The sequence below is a fragment of the Nonomuraea sp. B19D2 genome (assembly GCF_040137845.1).
Lineage (GTDB): Bacteria > Actinomycetota > Actinomycetes > Streptosporangiales > Streptosporangiaceae > Nonomuraea.
Map to the genome: position 1 here is coordinate 57,538 of NZ_JBEFAK010000047.1, position 21,514 is coordinate 79,051.

General features: G+C 67.8%; 23 protein-coding genes. 8 read left to right on the plus strand and 15 right to left on the minus strand.

Features of this window, described 5'->3' with window-relative positions:
* Positions 1-44 precede the first annotated feature (44 nt).
* On the minus strand, positions 45-356 hold the full coding sequence (locus tag ABN273_RS48295; RefSeq protein WP_349456361.1) for a hypothetical protein: 312 nt from the start codon (positions 354-356) through the stop codon (positions 45-47).
* Positions 357-440: 84 nt separating this feature from the next.
* Here ABN273_RS48295 and ABN273_RS48300 point away from each other — a divergent pair, with 84 nt between their 5' ends.
* The 4 genes from ABN273_RS48300 to ABN273_RS48315 are packed head-to-tail and all read left to right on the plus strand — an operon-like array spanning position 441 to position 2,644.
* The gene (locus ABN273_RS48300) at positions 441-821 is read left to right on the plus strand and encodes a respiratory nitrate reductase subunit gamma (RefSeq protein WP_349456362.1); all 381 of its coding nucleotides are present in this window, start codon (positions 441-443) and stop codon (positions 819-821) included.
* 47 nt (positions 822-868) lie between these two features.
* Positions 869-1,198, plus strand: a complete 330-nt coding sequence (locus tag ABN273_RS48305; protein WP_349456363.1) for a hypothetical protein — start codon at positions 869-871, stop codon at positions 1,196-1,198.
* 53 nt (positions 1,199-1,251) lie between these two features.
* On the plus strand, positions 1,252-1,611 hold the full coding sequence (locus tag ABN273_RS48310) for a vitamin K epoxide reductase family protein (protein ID WP_349456392.1): 360 nt from the start codon (positions 1,252-1,254) through the stop codon (positions 1,609-1,611).
* Between the two features lie 40 nt (positions 1,612-1,651).
* Entirely contained in the window at positions 1,652-2,644 is a 993-nt protein-coding gene (locus tag ABN273_RS48315) for an Acg family FMN-binding oxidoreductase (protein WP_349456364.1), read from the plus strand.
* Between the two features lie 141 nt (positions 2,645-2,785).
* On the opposite strand, the gene ABN273_RS48320 is transcribed toward ABN273_RS48315, so the two are convergent.
* From ABN273_RS48320 to ABN273_RS48345, 6 genes are all read right to left on the minus strand, one after another.
* Positions 2,786-2,983, minus strand: coding sequence for a hypothetical protein (locus ABN273_RS48320; protein WP_349456365.1), 198 nt, complete (start codon positions 2,981-2,983; stop codon positions 2,786-2,788).
* Positions 2,984-3,294: 311 nt separating this feature from the next.
* Positions 3,295-3,654, minus strand: coding sequence for an STAS domain-containing protein (locus ABN273_RS48325; protein WP_349456366.1), 360 nt, complete (start codon positions 3,652-3,654; stop codon positions 3,295-3,297).
* Positions 3,655-3,800: 146 nt separating this feature from the next.
* Positions 3,801-4,067 (minus strand): dsRBD fold-containing protein, encoded by a 267-nt coding sequence (locus ABN273_RS48330; RefSeq protein ID WP_349456367.1) that lies wholly within the window; start codon positions 4,065-4,067, stop codon positions 3,801-3,803.
* Between the two features lie 263 nt (positions 4,068-4,330).
* On the minus strand, positions 4,331-4,510 hold the full coding sequence (locus ABN273_RS48335) for a ParB N-terminal domain-containing protein (RefSeq protein ID WP_349456368.1): 180 nt from the start codon (positions 4,508-4,510) through the stop codon (positions 4,331-4,333).
* A 147-nt stretch (positions 4,511-4,657) separates the two neighbouring features.
* A complete protein-coding gene (locus ABN273_RS48340) occupies positions 4,658-5,158 on the minus strand; it encodes a hypothetical protein (RefSeq protein WP_349456369.1) in 501 nt (166 codons plus the stop codon).
* A gap of 78 nt (positions 5,159-5,236) precedes the next feature.
* Entirely contained in the window at positions 5,237-5,857 is a 621-nt protein-coding gene (locus ABN273_RS48345; RefSeq protein ID WP_349456370.1) for a hypothetical protein, read from the minus strand.
* 357 nt (positions 5,858-6,214) lie between these two features.
* Between ABN273_RS48345 and ABN273_RS48350 the strand changes: the two genes are divergently transcribed.
* Positions 6,215-6,385, plus strand: coding sequence for a hypothetical protein (locus tag ABN273_RS48350; protein ID WP_349456371.1), 171 nt, complete (start codon positions 6,215-6,217; stop codon positions 6,383-6,385).
* Positions 6,386-6,446: 61 nt separating this feature from the next.
* Here ABN273_RS48350 and ABN273_RS48355 read toward each other — a convergent pair whose 3' ends face one another.
* The gene (locus ABN273_RS48355; RefSeq protein WP_349456372.1) at positions 6,447-8,885 is read right to left on the minus strand and encodes a SpoIIE family protein phosphatase; all 2,439 of its coding nucleotides are present in this window, start codon (positions 8,883-8,885) and stop codon (positions 6,447-6,449) included.
* Positions 8,886-8,951: 66 nt separating this feature from the next.
* Positions 8,952-13,178, minus strand: a complete 4,227-nt coding sequence (locus tag ABN273_RS48360) for a HAMP domain-containing protein (RefSeq protein ID WP_502911252.1) — start codon at positions 13,176-13,178, stop codon at positions 8,952-8,954.
* A gap of 219 nt (positions 13,179-13,397) precedes the next feature.
* Here ABN273_RS48360 and ABN273_RS48365 point away from each other — a divergent pair, with 219 nt between their 5' ends.
* Together ABN273_RS48365 and ABN273_RS48370 are read left to right on the plus strand one after the other, a co-directional pair.
* Positions 13,398-14,777, plus strand: a complete 1,380-nt coding sequence (locus ABN273_RS48365) for an FAD-dependent monooxygenase (protein WP_349456373.1) — start codon at positions 13,398-13,400, stop codon at positions 14,775-14,777.
* A 118-nt stretch (positions 14,778-14,895) separates the two neighbouring features.
* Entirely contained in the window at positions 14,896-15,315 is a 420-nt protein-coding gene (locus ABN273_RS48370; protein WP_349456394.1) for a CoA-binding protein, read from the plus strand.
* Between the two features lie 58 nt (positions 15,316-15,373).
* On the opposite strand, the gene ABN273_RS48375 is transcribed toward ABN273_RS48370, so the two are convergent.
* The 3 genes from ABN273_RS48375 to ABN273_RS48385 form a co-directional block, all read right to left on the minus strand.
* Positions 15,374-15,754, minus strand: coding sequence for a DUF2255 family protein (locus tag ABN273_RS48375; protein ID WP_349456375.1), 381 nt, complete (start codon positions 15,752-15,754; stop codon positions 15,374-15,376).
* A 42-nt stretch (positions 15,755-15,796) separates the two neighbouring features.
* Positions 15,797-16,786 carry an aldo/keto reductase gene (locus ABN273_RS48380; RefSeq protein ID WP_349456377.1) on the minus strand — a complete coding sequence of 330 codons (990 nt, stop codon included), beginning with the start codon at positions 16,784-16,786 and terminating at the stop codon, positions 15,797-15,799.
* 70 nt (positions 16,787-16,856) lie between these two features.
* The gene (locus ABN273_RS48385; RefSeq protein WP_349456379.1) at positions 16,857-17,201 is read right to left on the minus strand and encodes a carboxymuconolactone decarboxylase family protein; all 345 of its coding nucleotides are present in this window, start codon (positions 17,199-17,201) and stop codon (positions 16,857-16,859) included.
* A 171-nt stretch (positions 17,202-17,372) separates the two neighbouring features.
* Here ABN273_RS48385 and ABN273_RS48390 point away from each other — a divergent pair, with 171 nt between their 5' ends.
* Positions 17,373-18,269, plus strand: coding sequence for a helix-turn-helix transcriptional regulator (locus tag ABN273_RS48390; RefSeq protein ID WP_349456381.1), 897 nt, complete (start codon positions 17,373-17,375; stop codon positions 18,267-18,269).
* A gap of 48 nt (positions 18,270-18,317) precedes the next feature.
* Here ABN273_RS48390 and ABN273_RS59935 read toward each other — a convergent pair whose 3' ends face one another.
* From ABN273_RS59935 to ABN273_RS48410, 3 genes are all read right to left on the minus strand, one after another.
* Positions 18,318-18,932 (minus strand): glycoside hydrolase family 97 C-terminal domain-containing protein, encoded by a 615-nt coding sequence (locus ABN273_RS59935; RefSeq protein WP_502911255.1) that lies wholly within the window; start codon positions 18,930-18,932, stop codon positions 18,318-18,320.
* Between the two features lie 87 nt (positions 18,933-19,019).
* Complete coding sequence (locus tag ABN273_RS48405; protein ID WP_349456382.1) at positions 19,020-19,424, minus strand: VOC family protein; 405 nt, start codon at positions 19,422-19,424, stop codon at positions 19,020-19,022.
* Between the two features lie 686 nt (positions 19,425-20,110).
* Positions 20,111-20,920, minus strand: a complete 810-nt coding sequence (locus ABN273_RS48410; protein ID WP_349456383.1) for a hypothetical protein — start codon at positions 20,918-20,920, stop codon at positions 20,111-20,113.
* Positions 20,921-21,514: the final 594 nt, after the last annotated feature.

The following is a 21,514-nucleotide window of genomic DNA, read 5'->3' on the forward strand; positions in this document are numbered from 1 at the left end:
GCCACTAACACCGGAGAGTCGGCCGCAAACCTGGCCGCCGACGATCATGGTTCCTGGTCGGGATAGGGCCCCGTCTCCGGCTTCTTGCGGCCGTGCGTCAGCCCCCAGCCGATGAGCAGGCCGAACCCGGCCACGAGGGCCACGACCGCGGGCACTCGCAACATCGACCGCGTGAACTCGCACGGTGGCACTGCCCGAATCTCGTCGCCGGTCGGTTCCACGTCCGGGCTGCCGCTGGCGGCGATGAAGGCCGAACCGCAGTTCTCGCCCTGAGCGGACAGCGGCGCGAAGCCCGCCCCCAGACCGAGGGCGAGTGCGACCAAAGCTAGAACCAGCAGCGCGCGAGGCAGTAACACCAGGACCTCCGGAACGGGAGTTGAGCGCGTGCTGATCAGTGCGCTTCGTGCACCCATCATGTCACCCGGGAGCTCGTCTTCACGGTGCTCAGTTGGTGGCGCGCGAAGGTCGTCTGCCGCTGGAAATCACGCAAAGTCACTATCACGCACTTCTTCGCCGTCCTGACGGCGGTGATCCTGCTCGGCATGACCGCGACCGTGGGCAAGAACCTGCTCGGCGGCGGCTACGACTACCGCGCCACCATCGCTGTCTGGTTCCGCGGAATTCTGACCCTGCACCCCGACCCGGACCTGATGGCCGACGTTCCGCTGGTCTTCCAACTGCACGCCATGTCGGCCTGGCTGCTCGCCGCGATCTGGCCGTTCACCAGACTCGTCCACGTCTGGTCGGCGCCCATCGCCTACCTGTGGCGACCCTACGTCGTCTACCGGCGGCGCACCCCGCTCAAGGGAGCGGCTCGATGAACATCCGCGGCCCGGGCCCGAGGCCACATCGCACGAAGGAGTAGGACATGAGCGTTGTTCGAACGACAGCGGTGGCCCTGCTGGGCGCCGCCGGTGCCGCGATGATGGCGGCAGGTCCGATGATGGCCGCGCGGGGACTCAAGGCGCGCGCCGAGATCAAGACGGAACTGCGCGGGCAGGCGATCAGCTTCCCCGACAATGGGCTGCCCAATGACCTCGCCGCTTATCAGGGCCAGGCGGTTCTGACGGGCTCACAAGCCCGCGCCTTCGCCCAAGTGATCGGGAACAACGTGCTGATGGCGACGGGCGGCCGGTCGTACAGCGAGATCAGCGCCGAGCTGCACGCCGCGAGCACCACACTCGCCCTCGCCACGTGACGATGCGCCCTTTTGGGCCTCTGTGACGGCTGCCGCCCACGTACGCCACCGCGCTGTCCTGCAACATCAACAGCGTCGTCAGCTGCGGCACGGTCGGCAGCTCCTGGCAGGCGCACCTGTTCGGCTTCCCGAACGCCTTCCTGGGGCTGGTGGCCGAGCCGGTCGTGATCACGCACGTGAACGTCCGCGACGGCAACCTGTTCCTGCCCAGGCGAGTACAGGTGGCGCTGACCGGGGGCATCGACGCCGACCTGGACGTGATGGCCGTCACGATCTGGATCCTGGTCGTGGTCCTGGCCGTCGTGCTCAAGTACGGCTGGACACTCTTCGGCTGGCGTCATTTCACGGTCGGCGTGCCCATGTTCGGCATCACAGGGGCCGACGTCCCTGGGAAGAGGGACCTCCGACCCTGACCGTGGTGGCCTCCGGGTGATGAACTAGGTGTGAGGATCCATGGAGGTGAGAGCCATGGCAATTGGTTCGGTGAAGCATGCGCTGGACGCCGCGATGGATGCCGCGCGCTGGGCGCCTTCCGTGCACAACACGCAGCCTTGGACCTTCTCGGTGTCTGAGCAGGAGATATGCCTGCGGGCCGACCCGGACAGGAAGCTGCGCGTCGAGGACGTCTCGGGCCGGGAGATGCTGATCAGCTGCGGTGCGGCCCTGTTCACCATGCGTACGGCGATGAGCTGCGAGGGCTTCGAGCCTGTCGTGCGCGTCCTGCCCGATCCGGACCGCCCGTCGTTGCTCGCCACGCTGCGGCTGGGTGCCGAGGTACAGGCGGAGGAATCCATTCGTGCTCTGGGCGGCGAGATCGAGCGTCGCCGCACGCACCGGGCAGGCTTCGCCGATGTGCCGGTACCGGACCCGCTGGTCGAGAAGCTGGTCATGGCAGCCGCGGATGAGGGGGCCAAGCTGACGCCCGTTCGTTCCGCCGAAGCGGTCAGCGTAATAGCCGCGCTTACCCAGGCCGCGCAGAGCGTGCAGGCCCAGGACCAGCGCTTCAGCCTCGAGGTGATCCGCTGGGCAAGGCCACCGGGCAGTAGTCGCACCGACGGGGTGCCTGCGGAGGGCTATCCCCGTGAGGCGGCGCGTACCGAGCCGCACTTCCCGCAGCGCGATTACGCCTGGGGGCATGACTGGGGGACCCAGACGGACCAGAGAGCCTCCGCGGCGACCGGGGTCGTGGCGGTGCTCACGACGCGCGGTGACAGCCGCCAGGACTGGATCGATGCCGGGCAGGCGCTGCAACACGTCTTGCTGTACGCCTCGGCGTACGGCGTCAGCGCCGCCTTCCACACCCAGGCGCTCGAGATGGAGTTGCTGCGCGAGTTCATGAGGCAGGAGCTCTGCTCGGGCCGATACCCGCAGATGATCATGCGGCTGGGCGTCACCTTCGACGACAAGGGCTCGATGCGCCGGCCCTTGTCCGAGATCCTCTGGTGAGGACCCAGGCCTGCCGGTCGGCGGCGACCACCCCCGCAGCACCCGATCGCAGACGTCGTATACGCCCGAAGCTGTCGGGTTTACGCCCCGATCCGGCCAGAACCGGTCGCCGCCGGACAACGGAGGCCTCGCGCATCCAGATCAGGCCCCGCCCCAGACGACAGGGAGATCGGCGATGTCGTCGTGCTTCCACTTGAGCTCGTCGTGGACGGCTTGGACGGCTTGGACGGCTTCCCGTACCTGGCGCTCGATGTCGGTGTCGGGGCGGAGGAACACCTTGATCAGGTCGCGGCGGCTGACCATGCCCACCACCGCGCCGTTCTTCACGGCCACTGCCACGCGTGGCAGACGGTGAGGGGAGGTTGCGGAGCTCGGCCTCGTCCATTGCCCAGTCCAGAGCCTGCATCGAGTGGTCGGTGCCGTCGTAGCCGATGACCACGCCCAATGTCTCGTTCACATATCCCACTCTTGGCAGATCGCAGGGCAGCTCGGCAGGCCACAATGGGGCGTTCCCGAAAGCTTTCGCATTTCTGGGTGGCTCTTTTGCCACTACCGGCTGAACGGTGACGCACCCAGGAACGAAAGGTGCTTCGGCCGCACGTGGCCGCCAGGTCCCCCACCCGCGTCTCGCTGGGCCCACCGGCATGTGATCAGGTGCGTACGGAGAAGCGGCGATCCAAGTGAGAGATCTTCAGGAGGCGGGAGACACGTTCAGGGACGTGCGAGAGGTGCAGTCGTCCGCCGGCGTCCCGGGCCTTGTTGTCGGCCCGGATGAGGGCGGTGAGGCCAGATGCGTCCATGAAGGACACGTTGGCCAGGTCGACCTCGGTGGCCGTACCCGATCCGGCCATCGTGCCGATGAGCAGCTCTTCCAACGTCGATGCCGTCGCGATGTCGATCTCTCCGGAGACCGTGATCTGCGCTGTGCCGTTCTCCACACGCGTGGAAAGCACAAAGGGATGCCCGCGCGGGCCCAGCCGGGCAAGCTTCATGTCCACCTTCGCCTCCAATCGAGTCTCGCTGAAGAGCCGGGGCTCTTCACCGAATCAGTTCATGCTGCTGGGGACACCGATGGTCACGGTAGGGCCGAAGGTCCCACCTGGTCATGTCCAACGTCACCTGGAGTGGTGGTTGACCAGGGCGGATCACACAAATCTCATCCATGATCCAGCCGGGACGGTGGCGATTTCGCTTGGTCCTGTCTGGCGATGGCCGCCACCTTGTCGGCCAGGTCGGCCAGGGCGCGAGAGGCCGCCAGTTCGTCGCCTATCTCGGGCACCCAGGCATCGGCCGGGGTTCGGCGCCTGCGCCCTAGACCGTCCACACGCCCACCACCCCTGGTGATCAGGACAGCTCGGGCCGATGTTTCATCGCCTTCTTCGGCGAGATAGATCTGCACGGTCCACTGCTTGCTCGCCACCATGGGAACCTCCTGCACACCCCTTGATCTTGTCCACTCTTCACCTGGCGCCTGCACACCCGCCAGGGGCGAACGCCTGGTTTCGAAGGGACGAAAGACCTTCAGGCCCGACACACATGGGGTTCGAGGACGAGTTCTCTGCCGCCGAGTCGGTGCACCTTCAGGCCGCCTCGTGCCGTCATCGACGGGACCCGGTAGGGCGGCTTGCCGTCCCCTGTTCGCCCCGACAGCCATGGCCGCAGCGGGGCAGCAGTAGTCGACGTCGATCAGCACACCGGCACCGCGGCCAGACCACGGGCCAGCGCGCCGCACCAGCGGTGCTCGCCCGCAGTGATCCACACGCGGGACCGCTGCACCAGGACCGCGCCATAGAAGCCGTTCTCATCAATGGACCCGCCGATGATTTCGACGTCGCCGCGATGCGGGTTTCTCCGGGGGCGGTTCAAGCTTGGCCATCAGAATAACCACCTCCCTATGACGTGACCTCGCCAGCAACCTGCTCCCTCGATTGATCACATGACGGTTGCAGTGGAGCCAGATACCGCAATGTACGTCCAAGCGCAGTTCATGGAACGGTTGGTTGCCCGGCAGGTCTACTCCGGACCGGCGCAGGCCGCGATCCCGTAATCGGCGGCAAAAGACCGAGCCTTATCGTCCGCCCAGGTGCTGCTCAAGGATTGCTCGACGAGTGCCAATGCCGTCTTCTCGTCTTCCGCCTGGACGGCTTGGTCGGCGCTCCGAGCCAGCCTCCTCAACCGGTCAGCCTGGGTTTGTAAGGGGAGAATGAACTCCTGCTGGACTCGCTTGGCGTCTGTCTTGGGTGGTGGTACGGCCGCCACCTGGGCGACTGTCGTGGACATGACATGGGCAGCGTGCTTCAATTCAGCCACTTCATCCTGCGGTGATGTCGGCGCTGCCGTCCAACTCTCGGCTCCGGCGGCTCGACAGGCGGCCTCCACCGAGGCGATGTAGCGCTGTTTCGACAGCGTGTATGCTGCGGCGTTCTGGGAGTCCAGCTGTATCCAGGCCGCACCCCCCAGAACCACGACGAGGATTGCCGCCGCCGTAAATAGCTTTCGTCGTTGTGACGACACTTTGCATCTCCCCGCAGATAAGAACGGCGGGCCCTGCCCGCTATCGCAGGCAGGGCCCCTGTCGATCCACGATCGGAATCAACATCTGATGCGCCGGTAATGGTCACTGTCGTGGAACGTGAGCGACTGCTTTCCGCGAAGGACCGAGAACACCAGCAACCTTGTCTGGTTGCGGTAGAGCTGGCTGCCGCCCGAGCACTTCCAGCGCACGTCTTGCTTGATGGTGAAGGCTGGTGTCGCGTTGTTGTCGTTTGCGTGTCGTGTGGCCTTTGTGCGCCAGTAGCCTAGACCCCGATACTGCTGCAGCGTGGTCTTGATCGCCATGTTGCGGCCCCATCCGCCCCTGTTGCAGTGGAGTTCCCTGCTCGACTTGATGTAACCACCGCTCCGGTACGGCGGTATGTGGCGCTCCCAACCACGGCACTGCGGGTGGTAGCCGGTGTCGAACCTGTCCTTGCGCGTCCAACGCGGCGCAGCCGACTGAGAGCTCGCTGCGCTGGTGGCGACGGGTCCGGCGGGCCGCTCGCTTGGAGCGGCGTTCGCCGACGCGGTCGCGAGCAGTGGGCTCAGGAGAGCGGCGATGGTCAGGGCAGCCGCGCCGAGTCGTGCTTGTGCCATGTCAACCTCCGATGAATCGGTGGGTTTCTGGCCGGGGGGAAACTTCGTGGCCTGCCCTTCGCCGCTGAAGACCAACCTCATACAGCAGACCGAGACCGTTTCGTTATCTTATGGGCGTAGATCGTCTGCGACGGTGGCTGCGGGCTCGCCGCCAATCCGAGGTCAGCAAGAGGGGTGCCGTCAGTGACCCGCGGTCGCGCCGACCGTCGTCGTGCGGGGGCACCCAGCAAGGCAGCGAAGGGTCCGCCCCCCTGCCGGGGTTCGGCCCGCTGGTGTTCTCGCGGATGCATTCGTCGGCCGTCACCGTGACGCCGTCGGCGCGTTCGACCGGCAGGAGTTCGGCGTCGAAGGTGCCGGCAGGGAGGGCGGCAACCGGCCGTTTCAGGCCGTGTGCGTCCCGCCAATCGGGAAACGCTTCAGCCCTGCTGCTCGGCGCCTGTGACTGGACCGGCCGGCATCGGCAAGGCCGCCCTGACGGCGTTCGCCAGCGTCAACTGCCAGTCCTCGACCGACGAACTCGCCCTGTTCGCCTGGCGGGCCGCCCGGCTGTGCCAGGTGTTGACCATGCTCGACTTCGGCGGGCCCACGCCGCGTTTCCCGCCGAGGTGAACCGCCCGGGGCGTTTCGGAGCGCATCCAATCCCCATGAGTGGGGGCCGTTACGGCATCGGTCAGCTGGGCTCGATGCCGATCAGGCAGATGTCGTCGTCGGTATCGGCGATGTCTTGGGAGAGCAGATGGTCCAAATAGTCGTCGAGGTCGTCGACCTGGCCGGCAGCGGCGGCGAGGAGCCGGTCGAGGGCGTGCCGGACGTTGCTGCCACGGCCTTCGATCAGGCCGTCGGTGTACATCAGCAGGGTGTCCTGCGGCTCCATTTTGAGCTGGCACTCCTCATAGGAGGCGTTGTCGACCACGCCCAGCATCAGCCCTTCCGGTAGCGGCAGCAGCGCGGCCGTCCCTTGGCGAACCAGCAAAGGTGGCAGGTGACCTGCTCGGGACCAGGTCAGGGTGCGGGTGGTGGGATCGAAAAGGCCGCAGATGACGGTCGCGGTGACCTGCTCGGTAAGGTCGTGGGCAAGCCTGTTCAGCCAGGAGAGCAGCCGCCCCGGCCCCGCGCCGGTTATGGCCAGGCCGCGCAGAGCATTCCGCAGGACCACCATCCCGGTGGCGGCGCTGACGCCGTGCCCGGCGACGTCGCCGACGGTGAGCAGGACCCGGTCGCCGGGCAGCAGCACCGCGTCGTACCAATCTCCGCCGACCCGCTGGTCCTCATCGGCTGGGCGATAGCGCACGGCGACCCGCAGTCCTGCCTTGTGCACTGGCTGGTCGGCCGCAGGCATGATCGCCCGTTGTAGCTGTCGGGCGAGGCGGTGGCGGCCAGCCGCCTCCTGCTCTGCCCCCAGTAGTCGGTCCCGGGTCGCCGCCAGCGCGACCTCGGTCCAGCGATGGGAGGAGATGTCCTGGTAGGCGCCGCGCACCGCGACCAGGAATCCGGAGGCGTCGCAGACGGGCTCGGCGACGAGTCGCAGATGGCGGACCACTCCGTCGGGGCGCGACAGACGGAAGGTGACCGTACTCTCCTCCCGATTGTGCAGGAGAGTACGCAGGAAGCGGCCAACGGTACAGGCATCATCGGGGTGCGTGTGTCTGCCGAGGTGATGCAGCGGAACCGGCTCCGTGCCGCCTGGCAGACCGAACAGGGCGTGGAGCTGCTGTGTCCAGGTGATCTTGCCGGTGGTCAGGTTCTCCTCGAAGCCGCCGATGAGGCTGAGCCGTTGGACGTGCTGGAGCAGGTCAGCCAGTCGGACGTCGCCTTCCTGAAGCCGCCAGGTGAGCAGGATCGCGTCGCCGAAGCGGCCCAGCCCGACGCTTGCCAGCACGGCCCGTGAGGCCGGTTCGGCGGGAAACCTGAGCACCATCGTCTCGTTCCGCAGCGCGATCCCCGTGGTGTGAACCCGCTGGATCTGTTCGAACAGGCTGCCCTCCACGGCGAACAGCGGATAGACCTCCAGGAGCGGCCGGCCGGTCAGGGATCCCCGAGGCCGGCCGGCTGGATCGGTGAACCGTTCGTTGGTGTGTTCGATCAGGAAATCGGTTATCCGGTCGTCGCGGTCGCGTAGCGGCCGGAGCAAGGCAGCGGAGTCCAGCAGGCCGTCGACCAGGCCGGTGAGCCAGACGGCGGGTTCGCCGGTTGGAGCGTGGGTTTCGGCGCTGTGGTTGGCGAGGGAGAGCGCGCACAGCTGTGCCAGCGCGTCGAGCTCCCGGAGTAGGGCGGGCGTGGGAGAGACGCAGGGACCGTCAACGGGCCAGTGGATCTCCAGGGCACCCACACGCCGGCCACCGACATGGGCAGGCAGGATCGCCCACGTGCCGCCGCGGCCCCGGCCGATGGTCGGCGGTGGCGCGTCGCCGGTCTCGGAAATCCACAGCGTGCGGTCCTCGGCGACAGCCCGCTGGGCGGGGGCGCCGACCTCTGGTGGAACATAGCGCCAGCGGGCCGCTTCAGCGGGGCCGAAACCCGCCTCTCCCGCCAGGGTGAGGGACCCGTCGGGGGCGGCCGCCCAGACCGCGGCGGCGGCGGCGCCCAGCGGGCTCAACCCGCGGTCAAGCACGGCGCCGGCGAGCGTCTGGGTGTCGTCGCCGGCCAGCATTGCAGCGGCCTCGGCGGTACGTAGCCGAAGGGAGGAGGTCCCGGACTGTGCTGTGGCCTCCGCAGGCTCCTGGCCGGTACCGGGCGACTCCGCTGTGCGGGCTCCTGCGACCGCATGGGTGATGGTGTCGCAGGCGGCCTGGTTGACGATGTCGGCGGCCAGTTCGGGTAGCGGGAGCTGGGACTTGATGGAAAGTCGCTGCAGTTGCCGTGCGGCCTCGGACGGCCCGCACTTCAACCACGCCACCAGGACGCCCTTCGCGACTTCCACGAGGGCCCGCACCTCGGTGTCCTGCCGTAGAGCGTGGATCTCCGCACTCAGCCGCTCGACGGTGGCCGCGAGAACTTCCGCTCCGGCCTCGTTGTACGGCGAAAGGGACGCAGCCGCAGGAGGTCCTGCCGCAGGTGCTGCGGGCCTGGCAGGAACCTGTCCCTTTGCGGGCTCACGCTGCTCCGCCATGGGGCGCCCCTCGGTCCGGGTACATGAGGGAGCGCGATCGCTCACTCGGTACCCCTGTCCAGCACATCATAGGTTCAGCCAGTGGTGCAGGCGGCTGACCAGTTCATCCGCGTCGACGGGCTTGGTCACATAGTCATCGGCTCCGGCGGCCAGGCATCTCTCCCGGTCTCCGCGCATGGCCTTGGCGGTGACGGCGATGATCGGCAGATGGGCGCGCCCAGGCATCTCACGGATCGCCGCGGTGGCGGCATGTCCATCCATCTCCGGCATCATCACATCCATCAGGATCAGGTCGATGTCAGGGTGTCCGGCCAGCGCTTGGAGGCCTCTACGGCCGTTCTCCGCGTGCAGGACGCGCATGCCGTGCAACTCAAGCATGCCGGTGAGGGCGAACACGTTGCGGGCGTCGTCGTCAATGATCAGCACAGTCCGGCCGGCCAGCCGGTCGGCCCCCTCGGATACCGGCTCCAGCTCACTTTCGCTGGCGTGGATCGGGGGCCTCGCCTCGCCGGGGTGCTCGACGGCGAGGTGAAATGCGATGCGTTCGCGCAGCTCATCCAGGCTGGTCAGCACTTCGAGTGGCTGAGTGCCGGCGCAGGCCCGGAGCCGCTGTTCTTCGACGGGAGCCTGCCGGTGGCCGCAGTAGACCAGAACGGGGACCCTGCGCGGGCCCGGGTCGGCGTCGAGGACGCGCAGGAGCTCGCCCGCATCATCGCCTGGCAGGTCGACGTCCAGTACCACGCCGTGGTGGGGCCGGCTGGCCAGCGCGGCTGCCGCCTGCCCAGGATCGGTGGCGGTATCCACTTGCACAGGGCAGCAGGTCTCTGCCAGATCGGCGACAGCGGTTTCGGCTAGCCGGGACAGCAACCCCTGAGGACGGGCCTCGACAACCAGCAAGCGATGCTGCGCGGGTCGGCTGCCGTAGGTGTCGACGGCGAGGCCGATCTCGCTGATAGCCCCGTAGCCGCCCGGCCTGTCGCCGAGGTGCTCGAGGGGCTCGGAGCCGGTCAGGGCTGGCACCGGGAACTCGGAGTCGGCCGGTTCTGCAGCGGTGTGCTGCACGGCCGGGTGGACGACCGGCAGGTACAGGGTGAAGCAACTGCCCTCGCCGAGCCTGCTCCGAGCGTGGATGGAGCCACTCAGCAGGTAGGCGATCTCACGGCAGATGGACAGGCCCAGGCCAGTTCCTCCGTATTTGCGGCTGGTGGTGCCATCGGCCTGCTGAAAGGCTCCGAAGATGCTCTCCAGCTGCTGTTCGGGAATGCCGACGCCGGTGTCGCTGACCTGGCAGGCCAGGGCGGAGCCACTGCTGCGGACAGAGCCGGGCAGGGCGGCGTCCGCCGTGTCAACGGTTTCTATCCGCAGCTCGACATGTCCTGTCTCGGTGAATTTCACAGCGTTGGAGAGCAGGTTGCGGAGCACCTGGCGTAGCCGGGACTCGTCGGTGACCAGTTCGGAAGGGACACCCGACGCCATGACGACCCGGAATTCCAGCCCCTTCTGCGAAGTCAGAGGACGGAAGGCCGCCTCCAGATCGTCAAGGAGGTGGCGGAGCCGGAAACGCTCGGGATTGATGTCCATCTTCCCCGCCTCGACCTTTGAAAGGTCAAGGATGTCATTGATCAGCTGGAGCAGGTCGGAGCCGGCGGAATAGATGACTCCGGCGTACTCCACCTGCTTGGGAGTGAGGTTGCCCGTGGGGTTTTGGGCAAGAAGCTGAGCAAGGATGAGCAGGGAGTTGAGCGGGGTGCGCAGCTCATGGCTCATGTTGGCCAGGAACTCCGACTTGTACTTCGAGGCACGGGTCAGCTGCTGGGCTCGTGCCTCCAGCTCCTGGCGGGCCTGCTCGATCTCCAGGTTCTTGGTCTCGATGTCGCGTTTCTGGCTGGCCAGCAGTGTGGCTTTCTCCTCCAGTTCGGCGTTGGAGCGCTGCAGTTCCTCCTGACGGACCTGGAGCTCCCCCGAGCGGGCTTGCAGTTCGCCTGCCAGGCGCTGGGACTCTCCCAACAGCTCGTCCGTGCGGGCATTGGCGATGATCGTGTTGGCACTGACGCCTATGGTCTCCATCAGCTGGTCCAGGAAGTCCCGGTGGACCTGGGTGAAGCGGTGGATCGAGGCCAGCTCGATGACGCCGAGCACCTGTTCCTCGGCCACGATGGGAAGCACGATCAGGCTGGCCGGTGTGGCGCTGCCGAGGCCGGAAGAGATGGTGACGTAGTCGGCGGGGATATCGTCCACGGCTATGGTGCGGCGGCTGTGGGCGGCCTGGCCCACCAGGGACTGGCCGAGCCGGAAGCGGGTGGGGCGATCGGACTGCGCGGGGCGCCCATAGGAGTCGATCAGGCGAAGCTGGGTTCCCTTGGAGGTGTCTTCAGCGAGGAAGAAGGCGCCGTACTGTGCGGAGACCAGCGGCACCAACTCGTCCAATATGAGCCTGGCCACGGCGCCGAGATCGCGGCTGCCCTGCATGCGCCCGGATATACGGGCCAGGTTGGTCTTGAGCCAGTCCTGCTCCTGGTTGGCCCGGGTCGTCTCCCTCAGCGACTTCACCATGGAGTTGATGTTGTCCTTCAGCTCGGCAACCTCTCCGGAGGCATCGACGCTGATCGAGCGGGTGAGGTCACCGGAGGTGACGGCGCTGGTGACCTCTGCGATAGCCCGCACTTGGCGAGTGAGGTTGCCGGCCAGCTCGTTGACGTTCTCGGTGAGCCGTTTCCAGGTGCCCGAGACGCCCTCGACCTCAGCCTGGCCGCCCAGTCTGCCTTCGCTGCCGACCTCTCGGGCCACGCGGGTCACCTCGGCGGCGAAGGCCGACAGCTGGTCGACCATCGTATTGATCGTCGTCTTGAGCTCGAGGATCTCGCCGCGCGCATCGACGTCGATCTTCTTGGTGAGGTCGCCCTGGGCGACCGCCGTGGTGACCTGGGCGATGTTGCGGACCTGGCCGGTGAGGTTGTTCGCCATCAAGTTGACGCTTGTTGTGAGGTCCTTCCAGGTGCCCGCCACATGCGGCACCCGGGCCTGGCCACCGAGGATGCCGTCCGTGCCCACCTCGCAGGCCACCCTGGTCACCTCGTCGGCGAACGCGGACAGGGTGTCGACCATCGTGTTGATGACCCCGGCGAGAGCGGCGACCTCGCCCTTGGCCTCGACGACGATCTTCTGAGACAGGTCGCCCCTGGCGACGGCGTTGGCCACCTGAGCGATGGAACGGACCTGGCTGGTGAGGTTGGACGCCATGACGTTGACGTTGTCGGTGAGGTCCTTCCACGTACCCGACACACCGCGGACCCTCGCCTGGCCTCCGAGGTTACCTTCGGTGCCGACCTCCCGGGCGACGCGGGTGACCTCGTCGGCGAAGGCGGAAAGCTGGTCGACCATCGTGTTGATGGTCTCCTTCAGCTCCAGGATCTCGCCGCGAGCGTCCACACGGATCTTCTGCGACAGGTCGCCCTTGGCGACCGCCGTGGTGACCTGGGCGATGTTGCGGACCTGCGCGGTGAGGTTGTCGGCCATGACATTGACCGACTCCGTCAGGTCCCGCCAAGTGCCGGAGACGTCCTTGACGTCGGCTTGACCGCCCAGGCGGCCGTCAGTGCCGACCTCGCGGGCGACGCGGGTGACCTCGTCGGCGAAGGCGGAAAGCTGGTCGACCATCGTGTTGATGGTCTCCTTCAGCTCCAGGATCTCACCGTGGGCGTCCACCGTGATCTTCTGCGACAGGTCACCCCTGGCAACGGCGGTGGCGACCTGGGCGATGTTGCGGACCTGGCCGGTGAGGTTCCCGGCCATGGCGTTCACCGACTCGGTCAGGTCCTTCCAGGATCCTGACACGTCCGGCACCTGCGCCTGGCCGCCGAGCTTGCCGTGGCTGCCCACCTCCCGGGCCACCCGTGTCACCTCGGAGGTGACCCGCGACAGCTGGTCAAGCATGTCATTGAAGACCGTGGCGATCTCGCCGAGCAGTTTGTCGCCGTCCTCGGGAATCCGGGCGCCGAAATCGCCATCCCGGACCGCGGTAAGCCCGGCGAGCAGCCGACGAAGCTCGACCTCGTCCACCCAACTGGGCGCATTCACGCGCTCGCCTTGCGTAGTCGCTCCGGAAGCCTCAGTCATCTCGCCCCCGCCGTACTGATGCGCCACAGACAGACGAACCAACCTGGGATCGCCTTCCGCAGGTAGCGGTCGTCCTGGACGCCATCGGCAGTATGCTGCGTATCTTCCAGTATGCCACCCAGCTGAGCAGGGCGGACAGCGCCCACGCAGGGCCGGCCTCGGAGTCAGCGCTGGCACAGACCGTTGATTGAGCGGCGACGACCGGTGCGGGTGGTGCGAACTTCCGGCATGTCGCCAGCTTCTCTCGCCAACCGGGGAAGTCAGCCGCGTTCCGGCGCGGACGCCATCGTCGACCTGTGTGTGGCGGCCGACAAGACGATCCGTTCATGTATCGGGATGACAGCGCCCGGCAGATGCTGACAGCGATCCGGCAGCGCGGCCTGGCACGGTCGGGCCATGAACGAGAAGACAGAGGTACTCATCGTCGGTGCCGGCCCGACCGGGCTCACCCTCGCCGTGGATCTGGCCCGCCGGGGCGTCGCCTGCCGCATCGTGGACCAGGCGGCTGTGCCTGCCGGCGGCTCCAAGGGCAAGGGGCTGCAGCCCCGTACGCAGGAGGTCTTCGACGACCTCGGGGTGATAGGCCGGGTCCTGGCGGGCGCGACGCCCTACCCGCCGCTGCGGGTCTGGATGGGCAGGGTGCCCGTGTGGCAGGCCCGCATGCACAAGCGCACCCCGCCCACGGACGCGGTGCCGTACCCGATGGTCATGATGCACCCGCAGTGGCGAACCGAGTCCGTGCTGCGCGAGTGTCTGGCCGAACTGGGTGGGAAGGTGGAGCAAGGCACTGCGCTGACCGGCTTCGAGCAGGACGCGTACCGGGTGACCGCCAGGCTGGGCACGGGGGAGATCCTGCGGGTGCGTTACCTGGTGGCGGCGGACGGCGGCAGGAGCCCGGTGCGTAAGGCCCTCGGCATCGGCTTCACCGGCCAGACGCGCGAGGAGGAGCGGATGGCCCTGGGCGACGTACGGGTCGAGGGGCTCGGCCGGGACCACATCCACGTCTGGGTGCGGCCGGGCAAAGGGATGGTGGCGCTGTACCCCATGGCCGGCACCGACACCTTCCAGCTGCTCGCCTCGCTGAAGCCGGGCGTCGTGCCGGAGCAGACGCTGTCCTGGTATCAGCAGATCTTCGCAGAACGGTCGATGCGGCGCGGGGTGCGCCTGACCGAACTGCTGTGGTCCTCTCTCTACCGGGTCAACATCCGCCTCGCCGACCGTTACCGCTCCGGCCGCGTCTTCCTGGCCGGGGACGCCGTCCACGTGCACCCGCCAGAGGGCGGGCAGGGGCTCAACACCGGCGTGCAGGACGCCTACAACCTGGGCTGGAAGCTTGCGCGAGTGCTCGCAGGCGCGCCGGAAGCGCTGCTGGACACGTACGAGGAGGAGCGCAGGCCCGTCGCCGCCCGGGTACTCGGCCTGAGCGCGGACCTGCACGACAAGAAGTCCTACAAGCGCGACGAGGAGACCTACCAGCTCTCACTGAGCTACCGGGGCGGCTCGCTGGCCCGGTGCGGTGGCGAGCGGGTGCCCGACGGCCGGCTCCGGCTGGCCGACGGGACGTGGGCACGCATGTTCGACCTGCTGCGGGGCCCGCACTTCACGCTGCTGTCACCCGACCCCGCCCCTCGCGTCGCGGGTGGGCCCGAGGTCCGCGCGTACAAGCCGGCCGAGCCGTACGGCGGCGAACTGCACACACTCGTCCGGCCGGACGGGTACGTCGGGATCTCCACTTCATCGGCCGACGAACTCGCTGCCTACCTGGCCATGGTGTGATCCTTTTCGCCCTCGTGAACGAGCGGTTCCCGGAGGCATGGTACCGAGTCCACAGCCGATGATGAGACAGTTGGCGCGGCCGCGGAAGTTCCGGCGCGCCGGCTGTGTTGCCGCCAGCATGGAGAAGCGTTTCGCCGACGACGATGTCATCAAGCGGCTGCTTCACGAGGCACAGACCTGGGCCTTCGTGGGGCTGAGCGACAACCCGGAGCGTACGGCCTACGATCAGGCACGGCTGCTCCAGGCGAGAGGCAAGCGGATCATCCCCGTTCATCCTGCCGCCGAGACCGTGCTGGGCGAGACCGGATACTCGTCGCTTGCCGAGGTCCCGGAGAAGGTGGACGTGTTCGCCGTCTACCGGCGTTCCGAGCTTGCGGGGGAGTCGGTTGACGAAGCGATCGCGATCGGTGCCGGGGCGGTCTGGCTCCCGCTCGGCGTCATCGACGAGGCCGCGGCTCAGCGTGCTGCGGACGCCGGCCTCGACGTCGTCATGGATCGTTGCCCGGGCGTCGAATGGGCATTACGCAGAGGCCTTTAGGACCGCGACCGCGTCCCCGCCGAGGGTGTGCGTCGCGGCGTCCGGGCGGTGTCCCCTTTCACGGGCGCGGTACGAGCTTGAGCGTGGTGGCTCGGGCCTGGGCGGCGACCATGGGAGTGACGTAGGTGCCGCCGTAGCGGCCGTACTTGGTGCGGTAGGCCGCGTCGATCCGGTCGTTGATGCTGGGATCGTTCTCCTCGGCCAGGGCGACGCCCTTGTCGACGCCGCCGGCGGTGATGTGGGCGTGGTGGCTGGCTCGGGCGGCCCGGTACCAGGCGCCGTCGCCGCCTCGGTAGGAGCGGATGTAGAGGTTGTCGCCGTCACGGACGACCCAGATGGGCACGGGTGTGCGCGGCGTGCCGTCGTCGCGGACGGGCGCGATGCGCAGCTCGTCCTCGGTGCCGATACGGGCGAGCTCGTCGCTGGTCCATGAAGCCATGACGAACGTCCTTCCTGGTGGTGTCGCGGTGCCGGCGGCAGGTCACAGGCCGGTCATGCGTTCGAGGTGTTCGGGGTAGCGGCCGCCCTGGATGTCGATCTCGGCGGCGGCGGTGTCGATGTGTTCGAGGTCGTCGGTGGTGAGCTCGACGTGGGCGGCGGCGATGTTCTCTGCCAGGCGTTCCAGCCGGCGGGTGCCGGGGATGGGGACGATCCAGGGGTGCTGGGCCAGCAGCCAGGCCAGGGCGATCTGGGCGGGGGTGGCGCCCTTGCGCCGGGCGATGGCGGCCAGGAGGTCGACCAGTGCCTGGTTGGCCTTCCTCGCCTCGGGGGTGAAGCGTGGGATGCTCATACGGATGTCGGCGCTGTCGAAGCTGGTGGCTTCATCGACGGTGCCGGTGAGGAATCCCTTGCCGAGCGGGCTGTAGGGGACGAACCCGATGCCGAGCTCCGCCAGGGCAGGCAGGACCTCCTGCTCGGGCTTGCGCCACCACAGGGAGTACTCGCTCTGCACGGCGGTCACGGGCTGGACGGCGTGGGCGCGGCGGATGGTGGCGGCGGCCGCCTCGGACATGCCGAAGTGCCGGACCTTGCCTTGCTGGATGAGCTCTTTGACCGCTCCGGCGACGTCCTCGATCGGCACCTGCGGGTCGACGCGGTGCTGGTAGTACAGGTCGATCACGTCGACGCCGAGCCGCTGGAGCGAGCCGTCGACGGCCTGCCGGACGTGCTCGGGCCGGCTGGACAGCCCGCTCCGGCGGCCCTCGGCGTCGAAGGCGAATCCGAACTTGGTGGCGATCACGACCTGATCGCGGACGGGGGCGAGGGCTTCGCCGACCAGTTGCTCGTTGCGGAACGGCCCGTAGACCTCGGCGGTGTCGAAGAACGTGACGCCCCGCTCCACCGCCGCCCGGATCAGCATGATCATTTCCTGCCGGCTGCCCGGGTTGGGGCCGTAGCTCTGGCTCATGCCCATGCAGCCGAGACCGATCGCCGAGACCTCGAGGCCACGCCCGAGAGTTCGCTTGTCCATGGTCATCTCCTTCGTTGGTCAATCGCCGCTGCCGACGTACTCGTGGCCCATCGGGGCGGGACCGCTGCCGTCAAGCAGCCCTTGCTTCCTCGACGATGGTCTTCAGCTGGGTGACCGCGCTCATCGCGGTGGGCCAGCCGGCGTAGAAGGCCAGATGGGTGAGGGCCTCGACCAGTTCGTCCTTGCTCAGCCCGTTCTCCAGCGCCTTGCGCAGGTGGAAGTCCAGCTGCTCGGTGCGGTACAGCGCGGCCAGGGTGGTGACGGTGACCAGGCTGCGGTCGCGCGGCGACAGCTCTGGCCGCTCCCACACGTCCCCGAACAGCACCGTTTCCGTCAGCTCGGCCAGCTTCGGCGCGAAGTCGCCGAGCCCGCTCCGGTCGCCCGCGGGCTTCGGACTCCTCGTGTTCTGCGTCATCGTCTCTGCCTTTCGCTGTGCTTGTCGCAGGCTCGGGGAGGCGGCGGGCGGCACGCACAACCCCGGCATCAGCCAGCAAACCGCTGATGAGACGACGCCAGACAGTTCCTGCTGTTCCATGTACTGACAGAACACCCCACGGCACCAAAACCGGGCCTACCCTGGGAAGACATGGAAAACCGCAGTGAGGTCCGCGAGTTCCTGATCTCGCGGCGAGCCAAGATCACCCCGCAGCAGGCCGGGCTGCCCGCCTACGGCGGCCACCGGCGGGTGCCAGGGCTGCGCCGTGAAGAGGTCGCCATGCTCGCCGGCGTCAGCGCCGAGTACTACGCCCGCCTGGAACGAGGCAACCTCAGCGGCGTCTCAGAAAGCGTCCTGGAATCCCTGGCCGGCGCGCTGAAGCTGGACGAAGCCGAACGCGCCCACCTGTTCGACCTGGCCAGAACCGCCAACGCCGGCCCCCGCACCCGCCGCCGCCCCGCCGAGCAGCAGATCCGGCCCGGCATCCAGCTCCTGCTGGACTCGATGACCGACACGGCCGCCTACGTCCGCAACGGACGCCTGGACATCATCGCCGCCAACCGGCTCGGCCGGGCACTGTACGCGCCCGTCTTCGACGACCCGGTCCGGCCCGTCAACCTCGCCCGCTTCCGCTTCCTCAACCCCCGGGCCCAAGACTTCTTCCCCGACTGGGACGAATCCGCCCACACCACCGTGGCCCTGCTGCGCACCGAAGCCGGCCGCGACCCCTACGACCGCGCCCTGACCGACCTGATCGGCGAACTCGCCACCCGCAGCGAAGAATTCCGCACCCTGTGGGCCGCGCACAACGTCCGCCTGCACCACACCGGCGTCAAGAACTTCCACCACCCCGTCGTCGGCCACCTCAGCCTCCCCTTCGAAGCCATGCCCCTGCCCGCCGACCCCGGCCTGACCCTCACCGCCTTCAGCGCCGAACCCGGCACCGCAGCCCACGACGCGCTCACCCTCCTCGCCAGCTGGGCCGCCAACCTCGACCAGACCGAACCGGCCCGAGGCAACGACCAGACCCGCACGTCGACCATCTGAGCGCCGCGCCGAGGAGCGTGATGATGGAGCCTGCCAGTAACCGTCGGTTCATTCGGTCGTACCTAATACACCGGAGGTGTAGTCGGGCCGGAGGTCCAGCGGTCGCACGTCGTGATCCCCGGTCGCCGGCGGCAGGCGATCGCCGCGTAACCGCCCTCGGCCGGCACCGGCGCGGAGAGGCGACCACGGGGCCCGTCGACCAGGTGGCTTTCGCGTACCAGCCCGGCCGGGCCGTCGCGTACCACCTCGACCAGCCACCGGCCCCGGCAGCATGGTCAGCGGGACGTCGAGCGTGCGCGCCGCGCCGGACACCCCGGCGCCCACGAACCACCGGTCGCCGGCGCGCCTGGCCAGCACCACATGATCGCCCGGACGCCCGGACAGCAGCCGCGTCTCGTCCCAGGCGGCCGGCACCTGTTCGAGGAAGCGCTCCGCCTCCGGCCTGGCCCGATAGGACTCGACGGTGCCCGCCAGGTCCTGCAGGCCGGACTCGTACGTCACCGCCAGGCCCAGCTCGTGCGCTTCGGAGGTGGGCCGGCTCTCCCGGTGAAAGGCCATCGGCGTGTAGTCCATGGAGGCGGCGACGTTCCTGGTGAAGGGCAGGGCGGTCGTCAGGTGCTGCGTGGTGAGGGCGCGCTTCTCGCCGCCGTGCACGCCCTCCATGGTCAGCACGTGCGGCCAGGCGCGCTAGATGCCCTGGGCGCTCGCCGACGCAGGCGCGGCGCCCCGATTCCGATTCTGCCCGACCCGTCAGGCGAAATCGGCCGCCGTCAGGCCGGCTGGATGGCCGGGTGGCCACTGCACCAGCTCGATCCTGTAGCCGTCGGGGTCGGTCAGCCACGACGTACGCATCCCCGGCCCCAGGTCCGTCGGCGGCTCGGCCGTGACGTCCTTGGCCGCGAGATCGGCGATCGTGGCATCGAGATCGTCCACCTGGACGACGAGGTGGTTGACCGCGCCGACGTCCTTGACCGGTCTGGCGGGGTCATGCACGAGTTCGAGGCTGACGAACGGATCGTCGGGCAGCTGGAGCATGGTCAGGCTGCCGAACTCCGTCTCGGAGACACCTCCGAGCTTGGCGTACCCGAGCGCGGTGTAGAAGGCGAGCGAGCGTTCCAAGTCGGTGACCCGCAGCCCGAGGTGCAGCATGCGCATGATCGGCAGACTAGTGCCGGCCGGACCAGGGCACCACTGTATGACCTGGGCGGGTGAGACAGCGTGCGTTGTACTCGAGCCAGCCCTCGGGCTTCTTGTCGTTGACCTCGAACCGGGCTGCAGGGTGGCGCGACTCGCCGTTGTCACCCACAGCGAGCATCGCGGCAGGTCAGCAAGTACGAACTGGTTTTGTACGGGTATCCCGTGACCCATCTCCAATACCAGAGCACTCGCGGCCGCCCATCCCGCCCGACAGTCATATCGAGGACGCCGGGATCGCGTGAGAGGAATCTGCCGAGGTCCGAGGAGGTACGCCGGGAGCAGTCGGGAACGTCGCACGCGATCAGGACGGCTCTCCTGCGGGACAGGTCGAAGGTGGCGACCAGCGGCAGCCCGTCGGCTCCGAGCGCCAGGTCCGCCACATCCTGGCAGGCGCTGCGCGAGGCAAGCGGCAGCCCAGGGCCTCTGGGTCGTCGTTGGGCGCGACCTCGATCGCGACCGTGCCGTCCATACCGCGCAAACGGAAGGGAAGGCGCATGGTCGCGATCTTAGCCAACCGCCAGATGACAACCCCAGATAACAGCAGTGATCAACGGGCCATATCACGTTCACTTACTTCGCCAACGGTGTCCCGCCAACAGGGGTCACGGAGGACTGTGGCAGGGTTCTCCACCAGGGAGGCATGATCAGCGACGATCAACGGTCTCGCAGTCGCCGGAAACCTGCGGATCCGTCAGGTCAACCTGGATGATGTCGTTGCCGGTGCCGCAGCTGAGGTCCGGCTTGTCGGCCTTGGAACCATCGGTGCCAGCGGTCTCCATGGCCCAGATCTCGTCGTCGTTGTTGCCGCCGCGCAGCGCATCGGCGCCCTCACGGCCGACGATCCAGTTCTTGTTGGAGTTGCCTCGCAGCGAGTCGTCGAAGTCGCTGCCGAGCAGGTTTTCCACGGTCGTGCCGATGTTGTCGTGGTCCACGTTCAGGCGACCGTCGTCGGCCTGGCCATCCATGTCGACCAGCACGCCGGAGGTGCTGAATCCGAAGTCGGCCGTGTCGACGTCGTCACCGCCGTTGAAGGTGACGTTGGTACCGGTGCGGGCGGAGGCGCCGAAGTAGATGTCGCGGCCAGCCCCGCCCTCGATCCGGGTGGCGATCGAGGTGTCCACTCGCACTTCGTCGGGGCCGCCGTTCATCTGCAGCTGGATGAAGTCGATCGACGTGGTGGCCTGGCAGGTTACCTTGTTGCGGACGAAGGTTTCCTGGGTGCATCCGGGGCCGTTGTCGATGACCCCGCTGCCGAGGGCCTCCAGGAACACGAATGGTCCCGAGCTGGTCACCTTGATCTCGTCGAACTCGTCACTGCCGACGTAGAGAACATCGTTGCCGTTGACGACGGATGCCGTGGGGGCGGCGGCGTAACTCGGGGTGGCGACGACGCCGGTTAACGCGGCGGCGGCGATGGCCGGCAGCGCCAGCCGAGTCAGGTGCTTGGTGCGCATGGTGCTTATCCTTTGATGGTGGTGGAAATTCCGATGGGTCTCCGTCACAGGACGAAAAGCTCCATCGGCTGTTCGTGACCATCAAAGGGCACTCAGACGTTGCACAATACGTCAAAGGGCACACAGTTTATGTGCTTTGCCATACTGCACATTTGCTCCCCATAACCTCAAGGGAGTCCCTCGCAACGGATCCGGGGTCGGGGAACAGCGGGACAGCTGTTGGCGGCTGCTGGAGATGCTCGACCTCAGCTTCGCGGACCTCCGCGAAAAGCGGGCGCTGACACGGCCCCGGCGGGCACGCGGTCACTGGACGGCTTCCTGTAACAGCCGTCTTCGGCGACATAAACCCCCCGTGCCGCCCAAGTGGCACGCGAGCGGTGCAGGAAAGTGCACCGAGCGTTCTTACGGCAATGTCCCCGAAAACGGGACACTCATCTCCCAACCTGCCTGGGGGATTACAGCGCTAACCTCGATCTTTCGTGATCAAGGAGTGGTCGGCTAAACGGTCCGGCTGAAGGTCGAATTGCGTGCTGTGGTCAGCATGCTGGCCCGGCTGTCGCGTCGGGTGGGCGGGGTTCCACGGGCCCGCGGGTG